Annotated in this window: 17 protein-coding genes; 10 read left to right on the forward strand and 7 right to left on the reverse strand. The window is 73.2% G+C overall.

The window, feature by feature from the left end:
* The first annotated feature begins 57 nt into the window (after positions 1 to 57).
* Positions 58 to 480 (forward strand): nuclear transport factor 2 family protein, encoded by a 423-nt coding sequence (locus VA596_RS11140; RefSeq protein ID WP_323325928.1) that lies wholly within the window; start codon positions 58 to 60, stop codon positions 478 to 480.
* Here VA596_RS11140 and VA596_RS11145 read toward each other — a convergent pair.
* A complete protein-coding gene (locus VA596_RS11145; RefSeq protein ID WP_323325930.1) occupies positions 477 to 1,679 on the reverse strand; it encodes an extracellular catalytic domain type 1 short-chain-length polyhydroxyalkanoate depolymerase in 1,203 nt (400 codons plus the stop codon). The two genes, VA596_RS11140 and VA596_RS11145, sit on opposite strands and share 4 nt — an antisense overlap.
* Before the next feature lie 189 nt (positions 1,680 to 1,868).
* On the opposite strand from VA596_RS11145, the gene VA596_RS11150 reads away from it, so the two are divergent.
* The gene (locus VA596_RS11150; protein WP_323327716.1) at positions 1,869 to 3,191 is read left to right on the forward strand and encodes a 3-hydroxybutyrate oligomer hydrolase family protein; all 1,323 of its coding nucleotides are present in this window, start codon (positions 1,869 to 1,871) and stop codon (positions 3,189 to 3,191) included.
* 364 nt (positions 3,192 to 3,555) lie between these two features.
* Positions 3,556 to 3,969 carry a hypothetical protein gene (locus VA596_RS11155; protein ID WP_323325931.1) on the forward strand — a complete coding sequence of 138 codons (414 nt, stop codon included), beginning with the start codon at positions 3,556 to 3,558 and terminating at the stop codon, positions 3,967 to 3,969.
* Positions 3,970 to 3,972: 3 nt separating this feature from the next.
* On the opposite strand, the gene VA596_RS11160 is transcribed toward VA596_RS11155, so the two are convergent.
* Genes VA596_RS11160 through VA596_RS11170 form a run of 3 tightly spaced genes read right to left on the reverse strand, consistent with a single transcriptional unit; the run spans position 3,973 to position 7,078 of the window.
* Positions 3,973 to 4,953, reverse strand: coding sequence for a TolB family protein (locus VA596_RS11160; RefSeq protein WP_323325933.1), 981 nt, complete (start codon positions 4,951 to 4,953; stop codon positions 3,973 to 3,975).
* Positions 4,950 to 6,200 (reverse strand): MFS transporter, encoded by a 1,251-nt coding sequence (locus tag VA596_RS11165; protein WP_323325935.1) that lies wholly within the window; start codon positions 6,198 to 6,200, stop codon positions 4,950 to 4,952. The genes VA596_RS11160 and VA596_RS11165 overlap by 4 nt, the downstream gene beginning before the upstream one ends.
* A 5-nt stretch (positions 6,201 to 6,205) precedes the next feature.
* On the reverse strand, positions 6,206 to 7,078 hold the full coding sequence (locus VA596_RS11170) for an alkaline phosphatase family protein (RefSeq protein WP_323325936.1): 873 nt from the start codon (positions 7,076 to 7,078) through the stop codon (positions 6,206 to 6,208).
* 254 nt (positions 7,079 to 7,332) lie between these two features.
* Here VA596_RS11170 and VA596_RS11175 point away from each other — a divergent pair, with 254 nt between their 5' ends.
* From VA596_RS11175 to VA596_RS11205, 7 genes are all read left to right on the forward strand, one after another.
* On the forward strand, positions 7,333 to 7,596 hold the full coding sequence (locus VA596_RS11175) for a hypothetical protein (protein ID WP_323325938.1): 264 nt from the start codon (positions 7,333 to 7,335) through the stop codon (positions 7,594 to 7,596).
* Entirely contained in the window at positions 7,593 to 8,507 is a 915-nt protein-coding gene (locus VA596_RS11180) for an FAD:protein FMN transferase (RefSeq protein WP_323325940.1), read from the forward strand. The genes VA596_RS11175 and VA596_RS11180 overlap by 4 nt, the downstream gene beginning before the upstream one ends.
* On the forward strand, positions 8,504 to 9,073 hold the full coding sequence (locus VA596_RS11185) for a ferric reductase-like transmembrane domain-containing protein (RefSeq protein WP_323325942.1): 570 nt from the start codon (positions 8,504 to 8,506) through the stop codon (positions 9,071 to 9,073). The genes VA596_RS11180 and VA596_RS11185 overlap by 4 nt, the downstream gene beginning before the upstream one ends.
* Positions 9,070 to 10,200 carry an NADH-ubiquinone oxidoreductase-F iron-sulfur binding region domain-containing protein gene (locus VA596_RS11190; protein ID WP_323325944.1) on the forward strand — a complete coding sequence of 377 codons (1,131 nt, stop codon included), beginning with the start codon at positions 9,070 to 9,072 and terminating at the stop codon, positions 10,198 to 10,200. The genes VA596_RS11185 and VA596_RS11190 overlap by 4 nt, the downstream gene beginning before the upstream one ends.
* Complete coding sequence (locus tag VA596_RS11195) at positions 10,197 to 10,391, forward strand: ferredoxin (RefSeq protein WP_323325946.1); 195 nt, start codon at positions 10,197 to 10,199, stop codon at positions 10,389 to 10,391. The genes VA596_RS11190 and VA596_RS11195 overlap by 4 nt, the downstream gene beginning before the upstream one ends.
* Positions 10,392 to 10,403: 12 nt before the next feature.
* Positions 10,404 to 11,693 (forward strand): DUF2185 domain-containing protein, encoded by a 1,290-nt coding sequence (locus tag VA596_RS11200; RefSeq protein ID WP_323325947.1) that lies wholly within the window; start codon positions 10,404 to 10,406, stop codon positions 11,691 to 11,693.
* Between the two features lie 161 nt (positions 11,694 to 11,854).
* Positions 11,855 to 12,454: a GNAT family N-acetyltransferase gene (locus VA596_RS11205; RefSeq protein WP_323325949.1), complete on the forward strand. Its 600-nt coding sequence runs from the start codon at positions 11,855 to 11,857 to the stop codon at positions 12,452 to 12,454.
* Here VA596_RS11205 and VA596_RS11210 read toward each other — a convergent pair.
* The 3 genes from VA596_RS11210 to VA596_RS11220 form a co-directional block, all read right to left on the reverse strand.
* Positions 12,432 to 13,586: a serine hydrolase domain-containing protein gene (locus VA596_RS11210; protein WP_323327718.1), complete on the reverse strand. Its 1,155-nt coding sequence runs from the start codon at positions 13,584 to 13,586 to the stop codon at positions 12,432 to 12,434. The genes VA596_RS11205 and VA596_RS11210 overlap by 23 nt on opposite strands.
* Positions 13,587 to 13,673: 87 nt before the next feature.
* Positions 13,674 to 13,967 carry a putative quinol monooxygenase gene (locus tag VA596_RS11215; protein WP_323325951.1) on the reverse strand — a complete coding sequence of 98 codons (294 nt, stop codon included), beginning with the start codon at positions 13,965 to 13,967 and terminating at the stop codon, positions 13,674 to 13,676.
* Between the two features lie 376 nt (positions 13,968 to 14,343).
* Positions 14,344 to 15,507, reverse strand: a complete 1,164-nt coding sequence (locus VA596_RS11220; RefSeq protein ID WP_323325953.1) for a glycosyltransferase — start codon at positions 15,505 to 15,507, stop codon at positions 14,344 to 14,346.
* Positions 15,508 to 15,535: the final 28 nt, after the last annotated feature.

A 15,535-nucleotide genomic window follows, 5' to 3' on the forward strand; every position in this document is an offset into this window, starting at 1 on the left:
GCACATATGCGAGACAGTCGTTTGTCGCATGGCTGCGCCGAACCTACGCTCGATCGCATGAGCGCTGCACAGAACGAAAAGCTCCTGCGGGACATCTTCGACCAGCTCGCCGTGGGCAACGGCCGGGCCCTCACCGACGCGATGGCCGACGACTTCCGTTGGGTCTTCCCCGGCGGCTGGTCGTGGTCGGGCACCTGGGAACCGAAGGCCGAGGTCGTGCACGGGCTGCTCCGGCCGCTGATGGCGCAGTTCGACGGCGACTACCGGAGTGAAGCCGAAACGATCGTCGCCCAGGGGGACCGGGTGGTCGTCCAGGCGCGGGCGCACGCCACGACGCTGCGCGGCGAGCGGTACGACCAGACGTACTGCTTCGTCTACCGCGTCACCGGCGGGCGGTTGCGCGAAGTCGTCGAACACTGCGACACCGCGCTGGTGGAACGGGTCCTGGACCGGATACCCGGCCCAGGACCCGCGTCCTAGCACTGCCCGTCGGCCAGCACCCAGTAGCCGGTGGACGTCTCGCGCAGGGCGTGGGTGGTGAAGGTGTTCCACAGTCCCATCGCCTGGTTGGAGCCGTTCGCGTACGTCTGCCCGCTGACCTGGTGCGCGCGGCCCGCCTGGGTGTGGGCATAGTTGCTGGCCGACACGCAGGCACCCGACGGCGGCGGAGTGGTGGTCGTCGTGGTCGTCGTCGGGGGCGGGGTCGTGGTGCCGCCGGATCCCTTGTCCAGCCCGAAGAACACGCCTGTGTAGTAGCTGGAACAGATCCCGGCGAGGAAGTACGCGCCGGTGCTGCCGCACTGCGTCGTGCCGGTGCCGGGGTCGACCGCGGTGCCGTGGCCCATGCCGGCGATCGAGTACAGCTGGACCTTGTCGCCGTAGTTCGTCAACGTCGTGCCGCCCGGCAGGGACTGCGTGCTCGTCGGTGTCTGGGAGAGGCCGTGGACCGCGGTCCACTGGTCGCGCAGCTCGGTGCCGTTGACCGGGTAGACGGTGTAGTCGCCGGTGCCCTGCCAGATCGCGACGCGCGGCCACGGGCCGCCGTAGCCGGGGTACTGGGCCGTGACGCGGGACGCCCACTGCGCCGGGGTCAGGTTCTGGTTGTTCTGCTGGCAGTTCGTCGCCTGCGTGACGCTGGTGGCGCACTGCGCGGGCAGCCCGGCGTTGATGCCGCCGCCGGCGAAGACGTCCGGGTAGGCGGCCAGCAGGTCCGCCGTCATGCCGCCGCCCGCCGACAGGCCCGTGACGAACACCCGCGAGCGGTCCGAGCCGTGGTCGCCGACCGCCTTGTCCACCATGGACTTGACGGACGCGGCTTCGCCGTTGCCCCGGGTGTCGTCGGCGGTGCCGAACCAGTTGAAGCACTTGAGCGAGTTGTTTGCGGTCGACTGCTGGGGGAACACGACCTCGAACCGCCACCGGTCGGCCAGCGCGGGCCAGCCGGAGTGGGCGTAGTAGTCCGACGCGCTTTGCGTGCAGCCGTGCAGCGCGACGACGACCGGGCGGCCGGTTTCGAGGCCCGTGGGGGTGTAGGTGTACATCGCCAGCGCGCCCGGGTTGGCGCCGAACGACGAGACCTGGACCAGGGACGCGGCGGGCGGGTCGGCGGAGGCGACCCCGACGGTGGTGAGCACGGCGGCGGTGATCGCGGCGAGTCCGGCGAAGGCGAGCTTGCGCATAGTGACGTCCTTCTCGGCGTTGAGAGGGTTTCCGACGACGTTAGGTCGGCCGCGCAGGCCTGACCATGTGGCTCCGCACCACATCGGCGCGGGAATTCATGGTGGCGGCCGGGATGGCTCTTCCGGTCCGTGCGCGCTTGGGTTCGTCTCATCCGAGACCGGAGGTGGACCGTGCGCGGTTGGCTTGCTGTGGTGCTGGCTTCTGTCCTGGCGACGGCGGTGCCCGCACCGGCGTCGGCGTCGGGTGCCCGGGTTTTCGTGCCCGGCGCCGAAAAGCAGGTCGCCGTCCACCTCGACGACCTGACGACGACCGGGACGCTCGCGTCCGGCCATACCGTCCAGGCGGACTGGGCGGGGCTGACGTCGGCCGGGCTGCCCGTGCCGGGCGGCGTCCCCGGTTTCCAGGTCGACGGCTACTTCCCGGACACGTCCGCGACGAACACCAACCACGGCTGGAACCACGACGCGCAGTTCGTGCTGCGCCTGCCGGACCGGTGGAACGGCGGCCTGGTCGTCTCCGGCTCGCCGGGCACGCGGCGGCAGTACGCGAACGACCGCGCGATCGGCGACCAGGTGCTGGCCGAGGGGTACGCGTTCGCCGCGACCGACAAGGGCAACACCGGCGCCGCGTTCTTCGAGGACGGCGTCCGGCCCGGCGACGCGCTGACCGAATGGAACACGCGCGTCACGCAGCTGACCCTGGCCGCGAAGGCGGCGGCGCTGCTGCACTACGGCCGGCTGCCGTCGCGGACCCTGGCCGCCGGGCTGTCCAACGGCGGTTACCTCGTGCGGTGGCAGCTGGAGAACCGGCCGTGGCTCTACGACGGCGGCGTCGACTGGGAAGGCACGCTCTGGCGGGCGGACGGCCCGAACCTGTTCACGTTCCTGCCGCCCGCGATGCGCGCCTATCCCGCTTACGCCGCGGGTTCCGAAGCGGCACATCAGTCCATTGTGGACGCCGGGTTCGCGCCGGGCTCGGAGTTCCTGTGGGACTACCACTACCGCGTCTACTGGGACCTGACCCAGCGGATCTACCGGGAAGAGGTCGACCCGTCGTTCGACGGCGCGCTCGCCGCCGGGGTCCCGTTCTGCGCCAGTGGCACACCGTCGTGCGACGCGGACTACGCCTACGCGTCCCGGCCCGCCTCGGTGGCCCGCGCGGTGGAGCGGATCTCGCTGACCGGCCGGATCGGCAAGCCCCTGCTGACCCTGCACGGCACGCTCGACACGCTGCTGCCGATCACCCGCGACTCGGACGTCTACGACCGGATGATCACCGGCGCCGGCCGCGGCGCGCTGCACCGGTACTACCGGGTCGAGGGCGGCAACCACGTCGACGGGCTCGTCGACCAGTTCCCCGACCGGCTGCGCCCGCTGGGCCCGTGCTTCCGGACGGCGTTCGACGCGCTGGCGGGCTGGCTGCGCGGCGCGCGCCCGCCGGCGTCGGCGACGATCACCCGGCCCGCCGGGGCGACCCCGGCGGACCTCGCCCGCACCTGCTCGCTGGGCTGAGGCCCCAGCCCGGCGATCGTGGGCCCACGCGGTCGCGGGACGGGTCGGAATTCGCATTCCCGCAGCGTGCGTGGGTGCGGTACGAGCGTCTTGCAAAAGAAAAGTGAACCGGAACGGACCGGTGTGCGTACTACCCAGTGAGGGGCTTGGTCGAGCCATCGCAAAAATGCTCTGACCAGCTGTTTCACCGCCCGGATGGGCGACCCCGTTCGGCCGCTTGCGGGACCGTTGTACGTCGTTCATGATGGTCCTCGGGGTCCGTGAACAATCGATTACGTCGAATATCCAGGTGCCGCGCATGCTTCGGAAGAACCGTCCGTCCGGAAGTGAACCTCATGCTGCTACCCGTCGCCGGGGCCGCCTGATGGCCGCGGATCTGCCCGGTCTCGCGATCATCGCCGGACTGCTGCTGCCGGCCCTCGCCGCCGCGGCCTGGGCCATCTCGCTCGAGCGGCGGTCGCGCCGCGGGCCCGCCCTGCCGGACGCCGAACCCGACTGGACGGTGGCCGGCATCCAGGCCCGGCTCCGGTTCGAGCAGGCCGCCCGGCGGTTCGCCGACGCGGGCACGGTCGCGCTGCCGACCCTGCCGATCCCCGAGCAGATCGGCCGCGACTCCTCACCGGACCGGCTGCCGTGGCGGGTACCCCGCACGATCCCCCCGCCGCGCCCGTCCTCGGGTGCCATCCCGATCCCGATGCCGGTGGCCCGGTTCGCGTTCGCACCCCCGGACAACGACCTGATGCGCCGCATCCTGGACGGTCTCCGCAAAATGGACTGACGGTCAGGGGCCCAGGGCGGCGGGGGACTCCGCGTCCGGGATCAGCAGCCGGGGTGCGCCCGTGCCGTCCGCCGGGGCCGCCCAGACGTCCGCGTGGCCCGGGCCGCGGGGCACGCCGTACCCGATCGTGTGATCGTCGAGCCAGGCCGGCTGGTCGTCGACGCTGCGGGTCTCGGCCAGCGGCGTCACCACCGAACGCGCCAGGTCCAGGACCGACAGCCGCCAGCCCTTGGCCGGGTTCCCGTCGATCGCGGACTTGAACGCCACCCGCGTCCCGTCCGGCGAGAGCGACGGGCACTCGACGTTCTCGCGCAGCGTGCGGATCGTGTGCGCCGTGAAGTCGCCCGCGACCAGGTAGCGGTGCCCGGCCGTGGACATCGTCGCGTAGAAGTGGCGGTCGTCGCGGGTGAACGTCACGCCCCAGAAGTTGAGGTCGGCCGCCTGGTATGGCTTCCCGTCGCGCGTCACCGCGTAGTCCTCCAGCGTGCCGGCCAGGTCGCCGGTCGCGGTGTCGAGGATCCCGGCGCGCGTGGAGAACATCCCGCCGTTGTACGAGTCGCCCGTGACGAACACCGTCCACGCCAGCATCCGGCCGCTCGCCGACACCCGCGCCCGGTTCGGCAGCCCGACCAGCGGGATCTCCCGTCGCGAAAGCAGCCGCTCGTCGAGCACCACCAGCTGGTAGGTGGTCAGGTCGCCGTCCGGGCGCAGACAGAGGCCGGTGCCGCCGGCGGCGTACACCCGGGCGCACGACAGCGGTGACACCGTCCGCGTGCCGCCGGGGTCGGCGGCCGCGACGGTGGCGACGTGCCCGCGGTCGGCGTCCGCCGTGCTGCGGAACAGCAGCCGCGGCCCCGGCACGAGGCTGACCGACCCGGTCGCGGTGACGTCGTGGTTGCGCGCGCTCGCGAACCCGACGTACGCGACGGCCACCCCGGCCAGCACGAGCACGCCGGCGAGGGCGATCAGGATCCGCGCCTTCACGCCGTCACCTTCCGCGGGGCGAGGACCGCGAACGTCACGCCGATCGCGACCACCGCGGCCCCGGCCGCGACGGCGATCGCCGGCTCCGCGCCCCAGAACTGCCAGGCCAGTCCGAAGAGGACGGACGAGGTGAAGTACGCCAGCGCCTGCGCCGTCTGCACCAGCGAAATCCCCGTGGTGCGCAACGCTTCCGGCAGCAGCGGGCCGGCCAGCGCCATGAGCACGCCGTCGGTGGCCGCGTAGAACGCGCCGTACAACGCGAGCGCCAGCGCGAACAGCGGCCAGCCGGACACGGGCCCGGCCAGCAGGAGGTAGACGACGGCGAGCGCGCCGTACCCGCCGAGCACCACCGGCAGCCGCCCGACGCGGTCGGCCAGCGCGCCCAGCGGCGCCGCGAGCAGCAGGTAACTGAGGTTGGTGCCGACCGCGAGCAGCGGGAACCAGCCGGTCGCGACGTCCTCCTTGTGCTGCAACAACAAGTAGACGAACCCGTCGCCGACGGTCGCCAGCCCGAGCACGCACGCCGCGACCAGCAGCCGCCGGACGCCGCTGCCGCGCAGCAGGTCCAGCGCCGCGCGAGGGGACACCGTGGCGGCCGTTCGTGGCGTCCGGCGGTCGCGGACGAACAAGACCAGCAGCAGCACGCCGATGGCCGCGATGCAGAAGCTCACGACGAACACCGCGTCGAACGCCTCGGGGTTCGTGGCGCCGACCGCGGCCAGGACGCCGAGCGCGACCAGCGGCCCGGCGAAGGCGCCCATGCTGTCCATCGCGCGGTGCACGCCGAACGCCCGGCCGAGCAGGGGTTCGGGCGCCGACAACGTGATCAGCGCGTCGCGGGGCGCGGTCCGCAGGCCCTTGCCGGTGCGGTCGAGGGTGATCACGGCGCCGATCGCGGCGGCCGACGACCCGGCCGCGAGCAGGCCGAGCTTCATCACCGCGGACAGCGCGTACCCCACCCCGGCCACGCCTTTGCGGCGCCGCACCCGGTCCGCGACGTACCCGCCGACGAGCCGCAGCAACGCCGTCGCGCCGGTGTAGAGGCCGTCGAACAGGCCGTACGCCGCCGGGCTCAGGTGCAGGCCGAGCACCAGGTAGACCGGCAGGATCGCGGTGACCATCTCCGAGGAGACGTCGGTGACCAGGCTGACGGCGCCGAGCGCGAACACGTTGGCGCCGACCGCCGAGAGCTTCCGGGACGACGTTGTCCCGGCGTGCTCTCGGCGGCCGATGGTCGAGAGGTACACGCGGCCTACTGCCAGACGTCGAGGATCGGCGACTTGCTCGCGGCGCCGGCGATGCCCGGCAGGCCGTAGGACGCCTCGATCGTGCGCAGCACGGTGTAGTGGTTGATCGATTCGCTGTAGCTGCCGACCTTGACGTGCGCGCCGGTGAACGAGGTGAAGATCTGGTTGACCGACGTGCCGCTGTCCTCGTCGAAGGTGGTGATCAGCAGGCTGTTGTGCGTCTTGGCCCACTGCGCGTACGCGTCGAGGTTGTTCTTCAGCCAGGTGTCGCCGGTGCCGATCGCGCAGTCGTGCATGTCGCTGCACATGTTCGGCGTCACGAAGGCGACCGTCGGCAGCTGGGTGAAGTCGGTCGGGAAGCTCGTGTAGCGCACGTTGCTCGCCGCCGGGACGTTGGAGAAGTCCACCCAGCTGTTGTGCTTGCGCATGTAGGTGCCGCTGGAGCAGCCGGTGTAGCCGTCCGACGGCATCGACTCGGAGTACCCCTTGAACGTCTTCCCGGCGCCGATCAGCTGCTGGCCCAGGTTGTCCTTGGCGCCGAGGTTGGCCGGGCAGCTGTCGCTCGTGACGCCCTGCGTCGCGCCGGAGAAGAGGGCGACGTAGTTGGGCTGGCTCGGGTGCGTGATCGCGAACGAGTTCGTGAACTTCGCGCTCTGCGACGCCAGGGTGTTGAAGTAGGGCGCGCTGGAACTGCCGTTGATCGACGAGTACTTCTTGTTCTCGAACATCACCAGGACGATGTGGTCGAACGCGGGTACGGCCGCCGCCGTCGGCTGCACGGCCGGCTCGGCCGTCCGGGTGACGACGGACGCCGTCACGGCGCCGGCGGTGACGAGGGCGGCTGCGGCGAACACGGCGAAGATCCGCTTGCGGATCATGGGTCCTCCAGCGCTGGTGCGGCCTTCCGGCCGCGGGCTTCGTGGTGGGAGCGCCTCATGGTGCCGACGGCAGGGAGCCGGTGCGTGCCGTGCTGCGGTCCAGCACGTGAACACCGGGAAACCACCGTCGGACCAGGAAAAGAGTGGGTGAATCGCTTTCCGGCGTCAACCTCCTTTGGTAGCGGGAATGGGCTGTAGGGATCTGACAGGTTGTACCCAGGGGGCTCACAGGAGCGGGCCGGAGACTCGTTCCCATGGACCCCGAAACGACAGCCAGGACCGCCCGCCGGGAGCACGGCCGCCGCAAGGCCGCGCTGGCCACCGCGGCCGCCGCCGTGCTCGGCGCGGCCGCCGTCGGCGCGATCGGCTTCGGCCTGTCGTCGGCGAACGCCGCCGACGACACCACCACGCAGACCACGACCACCGACAACACGACGTCACAGGACCAGCTGCAGTCCTCGGACAACGGCGTCGGCTCAGGCTCCGGCAGCGCGCACACCGGTTCGGGTGCGTCATGACGTCCTTCCGCGCGCTCGGCACCACCGCGGAGGTGCTCGTCACCGACCCGGCCCGCCTCCATACCGCCGTCGAGCTGCTGCGCAACGAACTCGACGCGGTCGACGCGGCCTGCAGCCGGTTCCGCGCCGACTCCGAGATCTCCCGGCTGCACGACGCCGCCGGACGGCAGGTGCGGGTCGGCCCGCTGCTCACCGAGGCCCTGGCCGCTGCCCTGCGCGCGGCCCGGCTCACCGGCGGGCTGGTCGACCCGACCGTCGGCACCGCCGTCCGGGCGCTGGGTTACGACCGCGACTTCGCCGCCGTCACCGACGGCCCGCTCGGCGCGGCGGCCCCGGCCCCGGGCTGGCACCGGGTGCTGTTCGACCCGGTGCGCGCGCTGGTCGTGCTGCCCCGGGGCGTCCGCCTCGACCTCGGCGCGACGGCGAAGGCACTGGCCGCCGACCGCGCGGCCCGCCGGATCCACGCCGCGACCGGCTGCGGGACGCTGGTGAACCTCGGCGGCGACCTCCGCGTCGAAGGCCCGGCACCCGCGGGCGGCTGGCGGGTCGCGATCGGCGACGACCACGCCGACGCCGTCACCCGGCCGGACACGACCGTCACGCTGTCCGGCGGCGGGCTGGCGACGTCCGGGACGACCCGGCGGCGTTGGCGGCGCGGCGGCCGGACGGTGCACCACATCGTCGACCCGCGCACCGGTGACGTCGCTTCCCAGCGCTGGCGCACGGTTTCCGTCGCGGCGAAGTCCACAGTGGACGCCAACACCGCGAGCACCGCGGCGGTCGTCCTCGGCGACTCGGCCCCGCAGTGGCTGGCGGACCGCGGCTTGGCCGCGCGGCTCGTCACCGAGAGCGGCGCCGTCGTGACGACGCCGGGCTGGCCGCACGAGAACGAGTTGCGGGAGGCGTCGTGAGCTCCGCCGTCTGGTACTTCAGCCGCGCGACCGGGCTGGTGTCGCTGGTGCTCTTCACCGCCGTCGTCGTCCTCGGCGCGCTCGGCGCCGGCCGGTTCGCGACGCGCGAGTGGCCCCGGTTCACCATCGCCGCGGTGCACCGGAACCTGGCCCTGACCAGCCTGGCCTTCCTCGTCGCGCACATCGCGTCGGCGATCCTCGACGGGTACGTCTCGCTGAGCTGGCTGGACGTCGTGATCCCGTTCGGCTCGGACTACCAGCCGTTCTGGGTCGGCCTCGGCGCCGTCGCGATCGACCTGCTGCTCGCGATCGTCGTCACCAGCCTGGTGCGCACCCGCATCCCGGCGAAGGCGTGGAAGGCCGTGCACTGGCTGGCCTACCTCTGCTGGCCGGTCGCGCTGGTGCACGGCATCGGCATGGCCGAGAGCGACGCCGCGCACGGCTGGCTGATCGCGCTCGACGTCCTGTGCGTGCTCGCCGTGCTCGGCGGGATCGCCTTCCGCGCCGTCACCCGCCACGCCGACACCGAAACCCGCAGGCTCTCCCCGCTCGGAGGCACCCGATGAGCACGCTGACCCCGCACCGGCTCGACCTGGCCGGCCATCGACGTCACCACGGGGTCGTGCCCTGGGTGGCCTACCACGGTGACGACGGCCGCGACCGGCTGATCGAGGCCGCCGAGGCGGCGGACCTGCGCGGTCGCGGCGGCGGCGGGTTCCCGACCGCGGTCAAGCTGCGCGCGGCCCGGGCCCGGCGCTCGATCGTCGTCGCGAACGGCTGTGAGGGCGACCCGCTGAGCCGGAAGGACACGACGCTGCTCGCGCTGGCCCCGCACCTGGTGCTGGACGGCCTGCAGCTGGCCGCGCACGCGATCGGCGCCGCCGAGGCCGTGCTGTGCGTGCACGCGGGCAGCCCGGTGCTCGGGAGCGTCGCCGCGGCGCTGGCCGAGCGGGACGACCGGGTGCCGGTGCGCGTCGCGGAGATCCCGCGCCGGTACGTCGCCAGCGAGGAGTCGGCGCTCGTCCACTACCTGACGTCGGGGGACGCGCGGCCGCTCGGGAAACAGCCGCGGCCCGCCGAGCGCGGGGTGCGGGGCCGGCCGACGCTGGTGGACAACGTCGACACCCTGGCCCAGCTCGCGCTGGTCGTCCTGCTCGGCCCGCACCACTACCGCGCGGCGCGGACGGACCTGGTCACGGTGACCGGCGCGGTCCGCCGTCCCGGTGTCGTTTCGGTGCGGCCCGGCGCGTCCTTGGCCGAGGTCCTGGCCGCGGCGGGCGGCGGGACCGAGCCGGTCCAGGCGGTGCTCGTCGGCGGTTACGGCGGGACCTGGACGGCCGAGCTGAGTGGTGTCGTGTCGGGGATCGCGGCGGTGCACGCCCTGCCGGCTTCGGCGTGCGGGCTCGACTACACGGCGAAGGTGCTGGCGTACCTGGCGGCGGAGTCGGCGCGGCAGTGCGGGCCGTGCATGTTCGGCCTCCCGGCGGTCGCGGCGGACTTCGCCGAGCTGGTCCGCGGCGGCGACGCGACCGGCCGCCTGGCCCGCCGCGTCCCGCTGCTGAGCGGCCGCGGCGCGTGCGCCCACCCGGACGGCGCGGCCCGTCTCGCGGCTTCGGCGCTGCGGACGTTCGCCGCCGACGTCGGCGCGCACCTGGCCGGCGGCCGGTGCCGGGTCCCGGCGGGTGTGGCATGAGGCTCACGGTGGACCCGATCGGCTGCCGGGCGCACGGGTTGTGCGCGGACCTGCTCCCGGAACGGATCCGGCTCGACGAATGGGGTTACCCGATCATGGCGTCGGGCCCGGTCCCGGCGGAGCTGGTGGCCGAAGCCCGGCGCGCGGCGGCGGCTTGCCCCGTTCTGGCCCTGCGGCTGCGCCCGTCCTGATTGGATGTCCACATGGGAGAGCTGCTCGGGACCGCGTCGTTCCCGTCCGGAGACGTCCTGCTGATCGACTTCGGGCTGCTGCGCCTGTGGTCCGGCGACCGGACGCCGGAACCCGGCCCGGAGACCGACTTCGAGATCACCGGCCCGGACGCCCGCCAGGTCGCGGCCGCGCTCGACCTGGCCGTCGTCAAGGGCCGGTACGCGTTCGACCTGGAGGACGCCGGTCCGGTGGCCGCGAAGGTCGCCGAGGTCTGCCGCGACACCGGGCTGGAGGCGTCCCTGCGCCCGCTGCCGAGGATGGCGCACCACACGCGGGTCCGGCGGCTGCTCGACGACTTCCCCGAAGGTGCCGAGGTGTCGTTCCCCGGCAGCTGGGCGGTGGCGGTGCGCGGGGTGCCGGCCGGGCGCGAGCTGCGGGTGCTCGGCGAGCGGATGGACCCGGCCGGCCCGGACGCCGGCAAGTGGCACTCGGTGTGGGTGGAGTGCGCCGCCGGGACGCCGGTCAAGACGGTCGAGTGCGGGTACGTCCTGGTCGACGAGGCCCGGCTGCTGTTCGCCGACCCGGCCGCGCTGAACGGCTGGCGCAGCGACGAGCCGTACGACGGCCGGTACGACCTCGTGTTCTGGGGCGCGGACGCTGAAGCGGTCGCCGGCCGCCTCGGAGTGTCCACTGTGGACGACGACGGTGTGTACGGGTGGACGGACCTGACCCACGACGAAACGGCGTCCCGGCACCGCGAACTCCAGGGCCTGGGGGAGCTGCGGTTCCGCTTCGACGTCCGGCCGCACGACGACCACTACCGCGTGCTGCGGCAGATGTACCGCTCGCCGACGGAGTCGGGCGCGATCGAGGTGGCCGGCGCGACGATGACGGGCTGGTTCACCGGCTGGGGCGACGGCACGTACCCCGTCTTCCGCGACCTCGCCGCCGACGGCACCCTGCTGCGCGTGCGCGTCGAACTGGGCGCGCCGGAGATCGTCCGGCGCCAGCGCCGCTTCGAGGAGCTGTGGTTCGGCGACCTCGCGAAGCTGGCCCTGGTCTCGGCCCGGGTCGCGCGCGAGGGCGCGCCGGTGACGTGGCTGCACCGCGAGGCCGCGGACAACGACCAGGACAGCGGCTGGCGCGTCTTCGCGGGCGACGAGACGCAGGACTACCTCGACGACGCCGCGAACGTCCGGCTGGTGCCGCTGCGTGACCTGATCCGCGCGGACCCGGGTCTGGAGGAGCTGTTCGGCCACCCGGCCCCGGCGGCTTTCGAGCGCGCCGGCCCGGACGTGGCGTTCGTGCCGGTGGACCGGTAAATCGGTCGTGGCGCCGCCGATCGCTGGCTAACCTCGGTCACCATGAACGAGGAACTCGTCGACCTCGACACCGCCGTGTGCCGGGCGTCCTGGCGCGCGTCGCGGGCGCCGGCCACCCGGCGGTTCCACAGTGCGGCGCGGTCTTCGTCCTTTTCGGACAGATGCGCGGTGTGCGGAACCTGGCCACGGCGAGGGGATTCCTCGTGGCCGCCGGCGGTTCGCCACCGGTGGAGCCGTCCTCGCGCACGGTGGCGGTACGGGCCGGGCCGGCGCTGGTGATCCGCGAGGCCCGCGCGGAGGACTGGCCGGGGATCTGGCCGATCCTCCGCGACGTCGTCACCGAGCAGGAGACCTTCCCCTACGACCCGGCCATAACCGAGGACGACGCCCGGCGGATGTGGCTGCTGGCCCCACCGGCGCGGGTGGTCGTCGCGACCGGCGGGGGCCGGGTGACCGGGACCGCGAACATGTACGCCAACCGGCCCGGCCCCGGCCGCCACGTCGCGTCCGGGAGCCTGATGGTCGCCGCCGGGGCGCGGGGCACCGGCGTGGGCCGGGCCCTGGCCGCCGACCTGGTCGGCTGGGCCCGGCGCACCGGGTTCGCGGCGGTCCAGTTCAACGCCGTCGTCGACGTCAACACCGCCGCGGTCCGCCTCTACGAAAGCCTCGGGTTCGTCACCCTCGGCGTCGCGCCCGGCGCGTTCCGCCACCCCCGGCTGGGCGACGTCGGCCTGCGCATCATGTGGCTGGACCTGCGGTGACCGGCTTGCCGAACATGGCGCACGTCGTCGCGTCCTGCAGGGCCCGCTGCGCCTCGGCCAGCTCCGGGGCGGCGTCGAACTCGTAGACGAACTCCGTTGGCACGAGGATCGTCGCGGTGCGGCGGCCGGTGCCGTCGGTGATGGTGCTGCTGGAGTAGCCCGTGATCCCGCCGTCGTGGCCCCAGATGGTGCCGCACGGGGTGGTGGCGGTCAGGATCCCCAGCCCGTAGCCCGGGCCGACGACGGTGCGCATCTCCGCCAGCTGCGCCGCGGGCAAGAGCTTTCCGGACATCAGCGCGGTGTAGAAGCGCGCCCAGTCCGGCGCGCTGCTGACGATCGCCCCGGCCGAGGCGCCCCAGCTCGGGTCGTTGCCGGAGACGTCCACGTGCCCGGCCTTCGGTGTCCCGGCGACGTCGGAGAACCCGGCGGGCACCGCCGGCGGCATGTGGGCGGCGTCCGGTTCGTAGCCGTGCGCGTGCCGGCCGCGCCAGGAGCCGTCGGCGGGCAGGTAGGTGTGCGTCAGGTGCAGTGGCCGGGCGATCCGGTCGCGCACGAGGTCGGCGAGGCTCGCGCCGGTGACGCGTTCCAGGATCACGCCGACGGCGGCGTAGTTCGTGTTGCTGTAGGACCAGTCCGTGCCCGGCGCGAACACCGGCGGGTGGGCGGCGCCGACGGCGAGCAGTTCGGCGGCGGTCCACCGGTGCGGGTCCTTGCCGAGGATCGCGTTCCGGAGAGCGGGGTCCTCGGTGTAGTCGGCCAGGCCGCTGGTGTGGTTGAGCAGCATGCGCAGTGTGACGCCGGATGCCAAGCCTGGCAACCACTTCCCGGCGGGGTCGCTCAGTGAGAGCCGGCGTTCGGCCACGAGCTGCAGGGTGAGGGCGGCCATGACGGTCTTGGTGTTCGACCCCATCCGGAACTCGTCCCCGGCCTCGAGCCGGTGCGCCCAGGGAGCGTGTTCGGTGATCTCGACGGGCCGGCCGCGCCCGTCGTCCACCCGCACGATCACCCCGGGCGCCCCGGCGGCCACCAGGTTCCGGGCGAGCTGCTCGAGCCGGGTGCTCGCGGCGGCTTGGGTCGCTGTCGTCAGGCCCGCCGTCGCGATCACGGCCGCGACCAGCGCTGTTCGTCTCATCCTCACGAAAGCGACGCTAACGAGAGCCGGCGCCGCGTTCCATGCGGTCAGCAGGCGTTCCCACCCCCGGGTTTTCCGGAATCCCGGTCACTCGAAGGGGTGACCGGTCCGCGCGACGACGTGCTTGCGCACCTGGTCCGCCTTCAGCTCCGCCGACGACGTCGGCGGCGGGGCGACGGCCCGCCACGCGTCCAAGACCTCTTGCGTCTCCCAGTGCTCGAAGACGTTCACCCGCCCCGGATCGACCGGATCGGGCGAGATCGACACGTCGAGGCAGCCCGGGTACCGCCGCGCGGCCTCGACGACGACCCGAAGCCCGTCGACGACCCGGTCGCGATCGGCAGGCTCGACGAACACGGGTCCGGCGACGATGACAGTCATGGGTGAGTCCATACCACCCCGACGAATGGCGCTGGCCCGGACAGACACCTCAGGCCGACGCGAGTGGCGCGGTTTCCAGCAGTTGCCGCGCCGCGACGCTCGCGCCGTCGGGCCGCACCTGGTCCGCGAACTCGGCTGGTCGCGTTGCGAGATCCGGCGGCAAGGCGCCATCGAGGGCCTCGGCGAGCGGCTCTTCGAACGGGGCTGGCACCTCAGGCCGATGCGAGTGGCGCGGTTTTCAGCAGCTGCCGTGCCGCGACGCTTGCGCCGTCGGGTCGCAGCTGGTCCGCGAACTCGCTTGGTCGCGTTGCGAGATCCGGCGGCAAGGCGCCATCGAGGGGCCTCGGCGAGCGGCTCTTCGACCGGGGCTGGCACCTCAGGCCGGCGCCAGCGATGCCATCTCCAGCAGCTGCCGTGCCGCGACGCTTGCGCCGTCGTCGCGGACCTGGTCCGCGAACTCGCGCGCCCGCGTTGCGACCTCCGGCTCCAAGGCGGCGCCGAGAGCCTCGACGAGGGACTGAGCGTGCGCACCGATTCCCAGGGCCTGGACCCGGTCGGCGAAGTAGAACTGGTCGTACATCCGGGGTGCGACGACCTGGGGTGCGCCCGCGCGGGCCGCCGTGGTCGTGGTGCCCGCGCCGCCGTGGTGGACGGCTGCCGCTACCCGGGCGAACAGGGCCTGCTGGTTGATCTCGCCGATGCCCAGGGCGTCCGGCTGCGCGTCGGCCAGGGTCAGGTCCGCCCAGCCGCGGGCGAAGATCGCGCGGCGGCCGTGGGCCCGGGCCGCCTCCAGCAGCGTCTCCGCGAGGCCGTCTTCGGCGCGCATGCTGCCGAAGCCGAAGTACACCGGCGGTTCGCCCGCGTCCAGGAACTCCCGCACCTCGGCCGGCAGCGGGCGCTCGTCGGGCCGGATCCAGGCGCCGGTCTGCACTACGCCGGCGGGGCCGGGCCACGGCGCCAGCGCGGCGTCGGCCGCGAGCCACGGGCGGCCGGTGAACACGTGGCTCTGCAGATCCTCGACCGGGGCGAGGCCGGAATCCGCCCGGCACGCGTTCAGCGTCGGCCCGAAAACCGCGTTCAGGTGCTGGGCGTCCTCATTCCACCGGTCGCGGTTCGTTTCCGCCGAGCGCCACGGCATCGGCGGCGGTGAATGGCGCTCCGACGGCAGCGTGATCGGGCAGAAACCCGCGTAGACGTAGGCGGCGCCCGTCCGCTCGGCGATCGACCGTGCGGCCAGCTGCAGGGCACCGGCGGCCACGATCACGTCGCAGCCCTCGGCCGCCTCGGCGACCGTCGCGAACTGGGTGACGACCGTCTTCTCGGCCAGTTTCCGCAGGTCACCGGACGGACGGCCCTTCGCGGTCCCGCGCAGCTCGGGGCCGATGGGCGTGACGGCGAAGCCGAGGCCGGCGAGCCAGTCGCGGAAGTCGGGCGGCACGCACAGGCGGACGTCCTGGCCCAGCGCCCGCAGTTCCGACGCCAGCGCCAGGACCGGCTGGACCTCGCCCCGCGTACCGATCGTGGACAGCAGCACACGCATGAAAAACCCCTCGATCAAGAATGGTGAG

It is taken from the genome of Amycolatopsis heterodermiae (assembly GCF_034929455.1).
Taxonomy (GTDB): Bacteria; Actinomycetota; Actinomycetes; order Mycobacteriales; family Pseudonocardiaceae; genus Amycolatopsis; species Amycolatopsis heterodermiae.

Coding starts and splice junctions, on each gene's coding strand:
- VA596_RS11155 (WP_323325931.1), top strand. CDS start 3,556: ATGGCCGCGGATCTGCCCGGTCTCGCGATCATCGCCGGACTGCTGCTG.
- VA596_RS11180 (WP_323325940.1), top strand. CDS start 7,593: ATGACGTCCTTCCGCGCGCTCGGCACCACCGCGGAGGTGCTCGTCACC.
- VA596_RS11140 (WP_323325928.1), top strand. CDS start 58: ATGAGCGCTGCACAGAACGAAAAGCTCCTGCGGGACATCTTCGACCAG.
- VA596_RS11220 (WP_323325953.1), bottom strand. CDS start 15,507: ATGCGTGTGCTGCTGTCCACGATCGGTACGCGGGGCGAGGTCCAGCCG.
- VA596_RS11175 (WP_323325938.1), top strand. CDS start 7,333: ATGGACCCCGAAACGACAGCCAGGACCGCCCGCCGGGAGCACGGCCGC.
- VA596_RS11215 (WP_323325951.1), bottom strand. CDS start 13,967: ATGACTGTCATCGTCGCCGGACCCGTGTTCGTCGAGCCTGCCGATCGC.
- VA596_RS11145 (WP_323325930.1), bottom strand. CDS start 1,679: ATGCGCAAGCTCGCCTTCGCCGGACTCGCCGCGATCACCGCCGCCGTG.
- VA596_RS11195 (WP_323325946.1), top strand. CDS start 10,197: ATGAGGCTCACGGTGGACCCGATCGGCTGCCGGGCGCACGGGTTGTGC.
- VA596_RS11210 (WP_323327718.1), bottom strand. CDS start 13,586: ATGAGACGAACAGCGCTGGTCGCGGCCGTGATCGCGACGGCGGGCCTG.
- VA596_RS11190 (WP_323325944.1), top strand. CDS start 9,070: ATGAGCACGCTGACCCCGCACCGGCTCGACCTGGCCGGCCATCGACGT.
- VA596_RS11205 (WP_323325949.1), top strand. CDS start 11,855: ATGCGCGGTGTGCGGAACCTGGCCACGGCGAGGGGATTCCTCGTGGCC.
- VA596_RS11170 (WP_323325936.1), bottom strand. CDS start 7,078: ATGATCCGCAAGCGGATCTTCGCCGTGTTCGCCGCAGCCGCCCTCGTC.
- VA596_RS11200 (WP_323325947.1), top strand. CDS start 10,404: ATGGGAGAGCTGCTCGGGACCGCGTCGTTCCCGTCCGGAGACGTCCTG.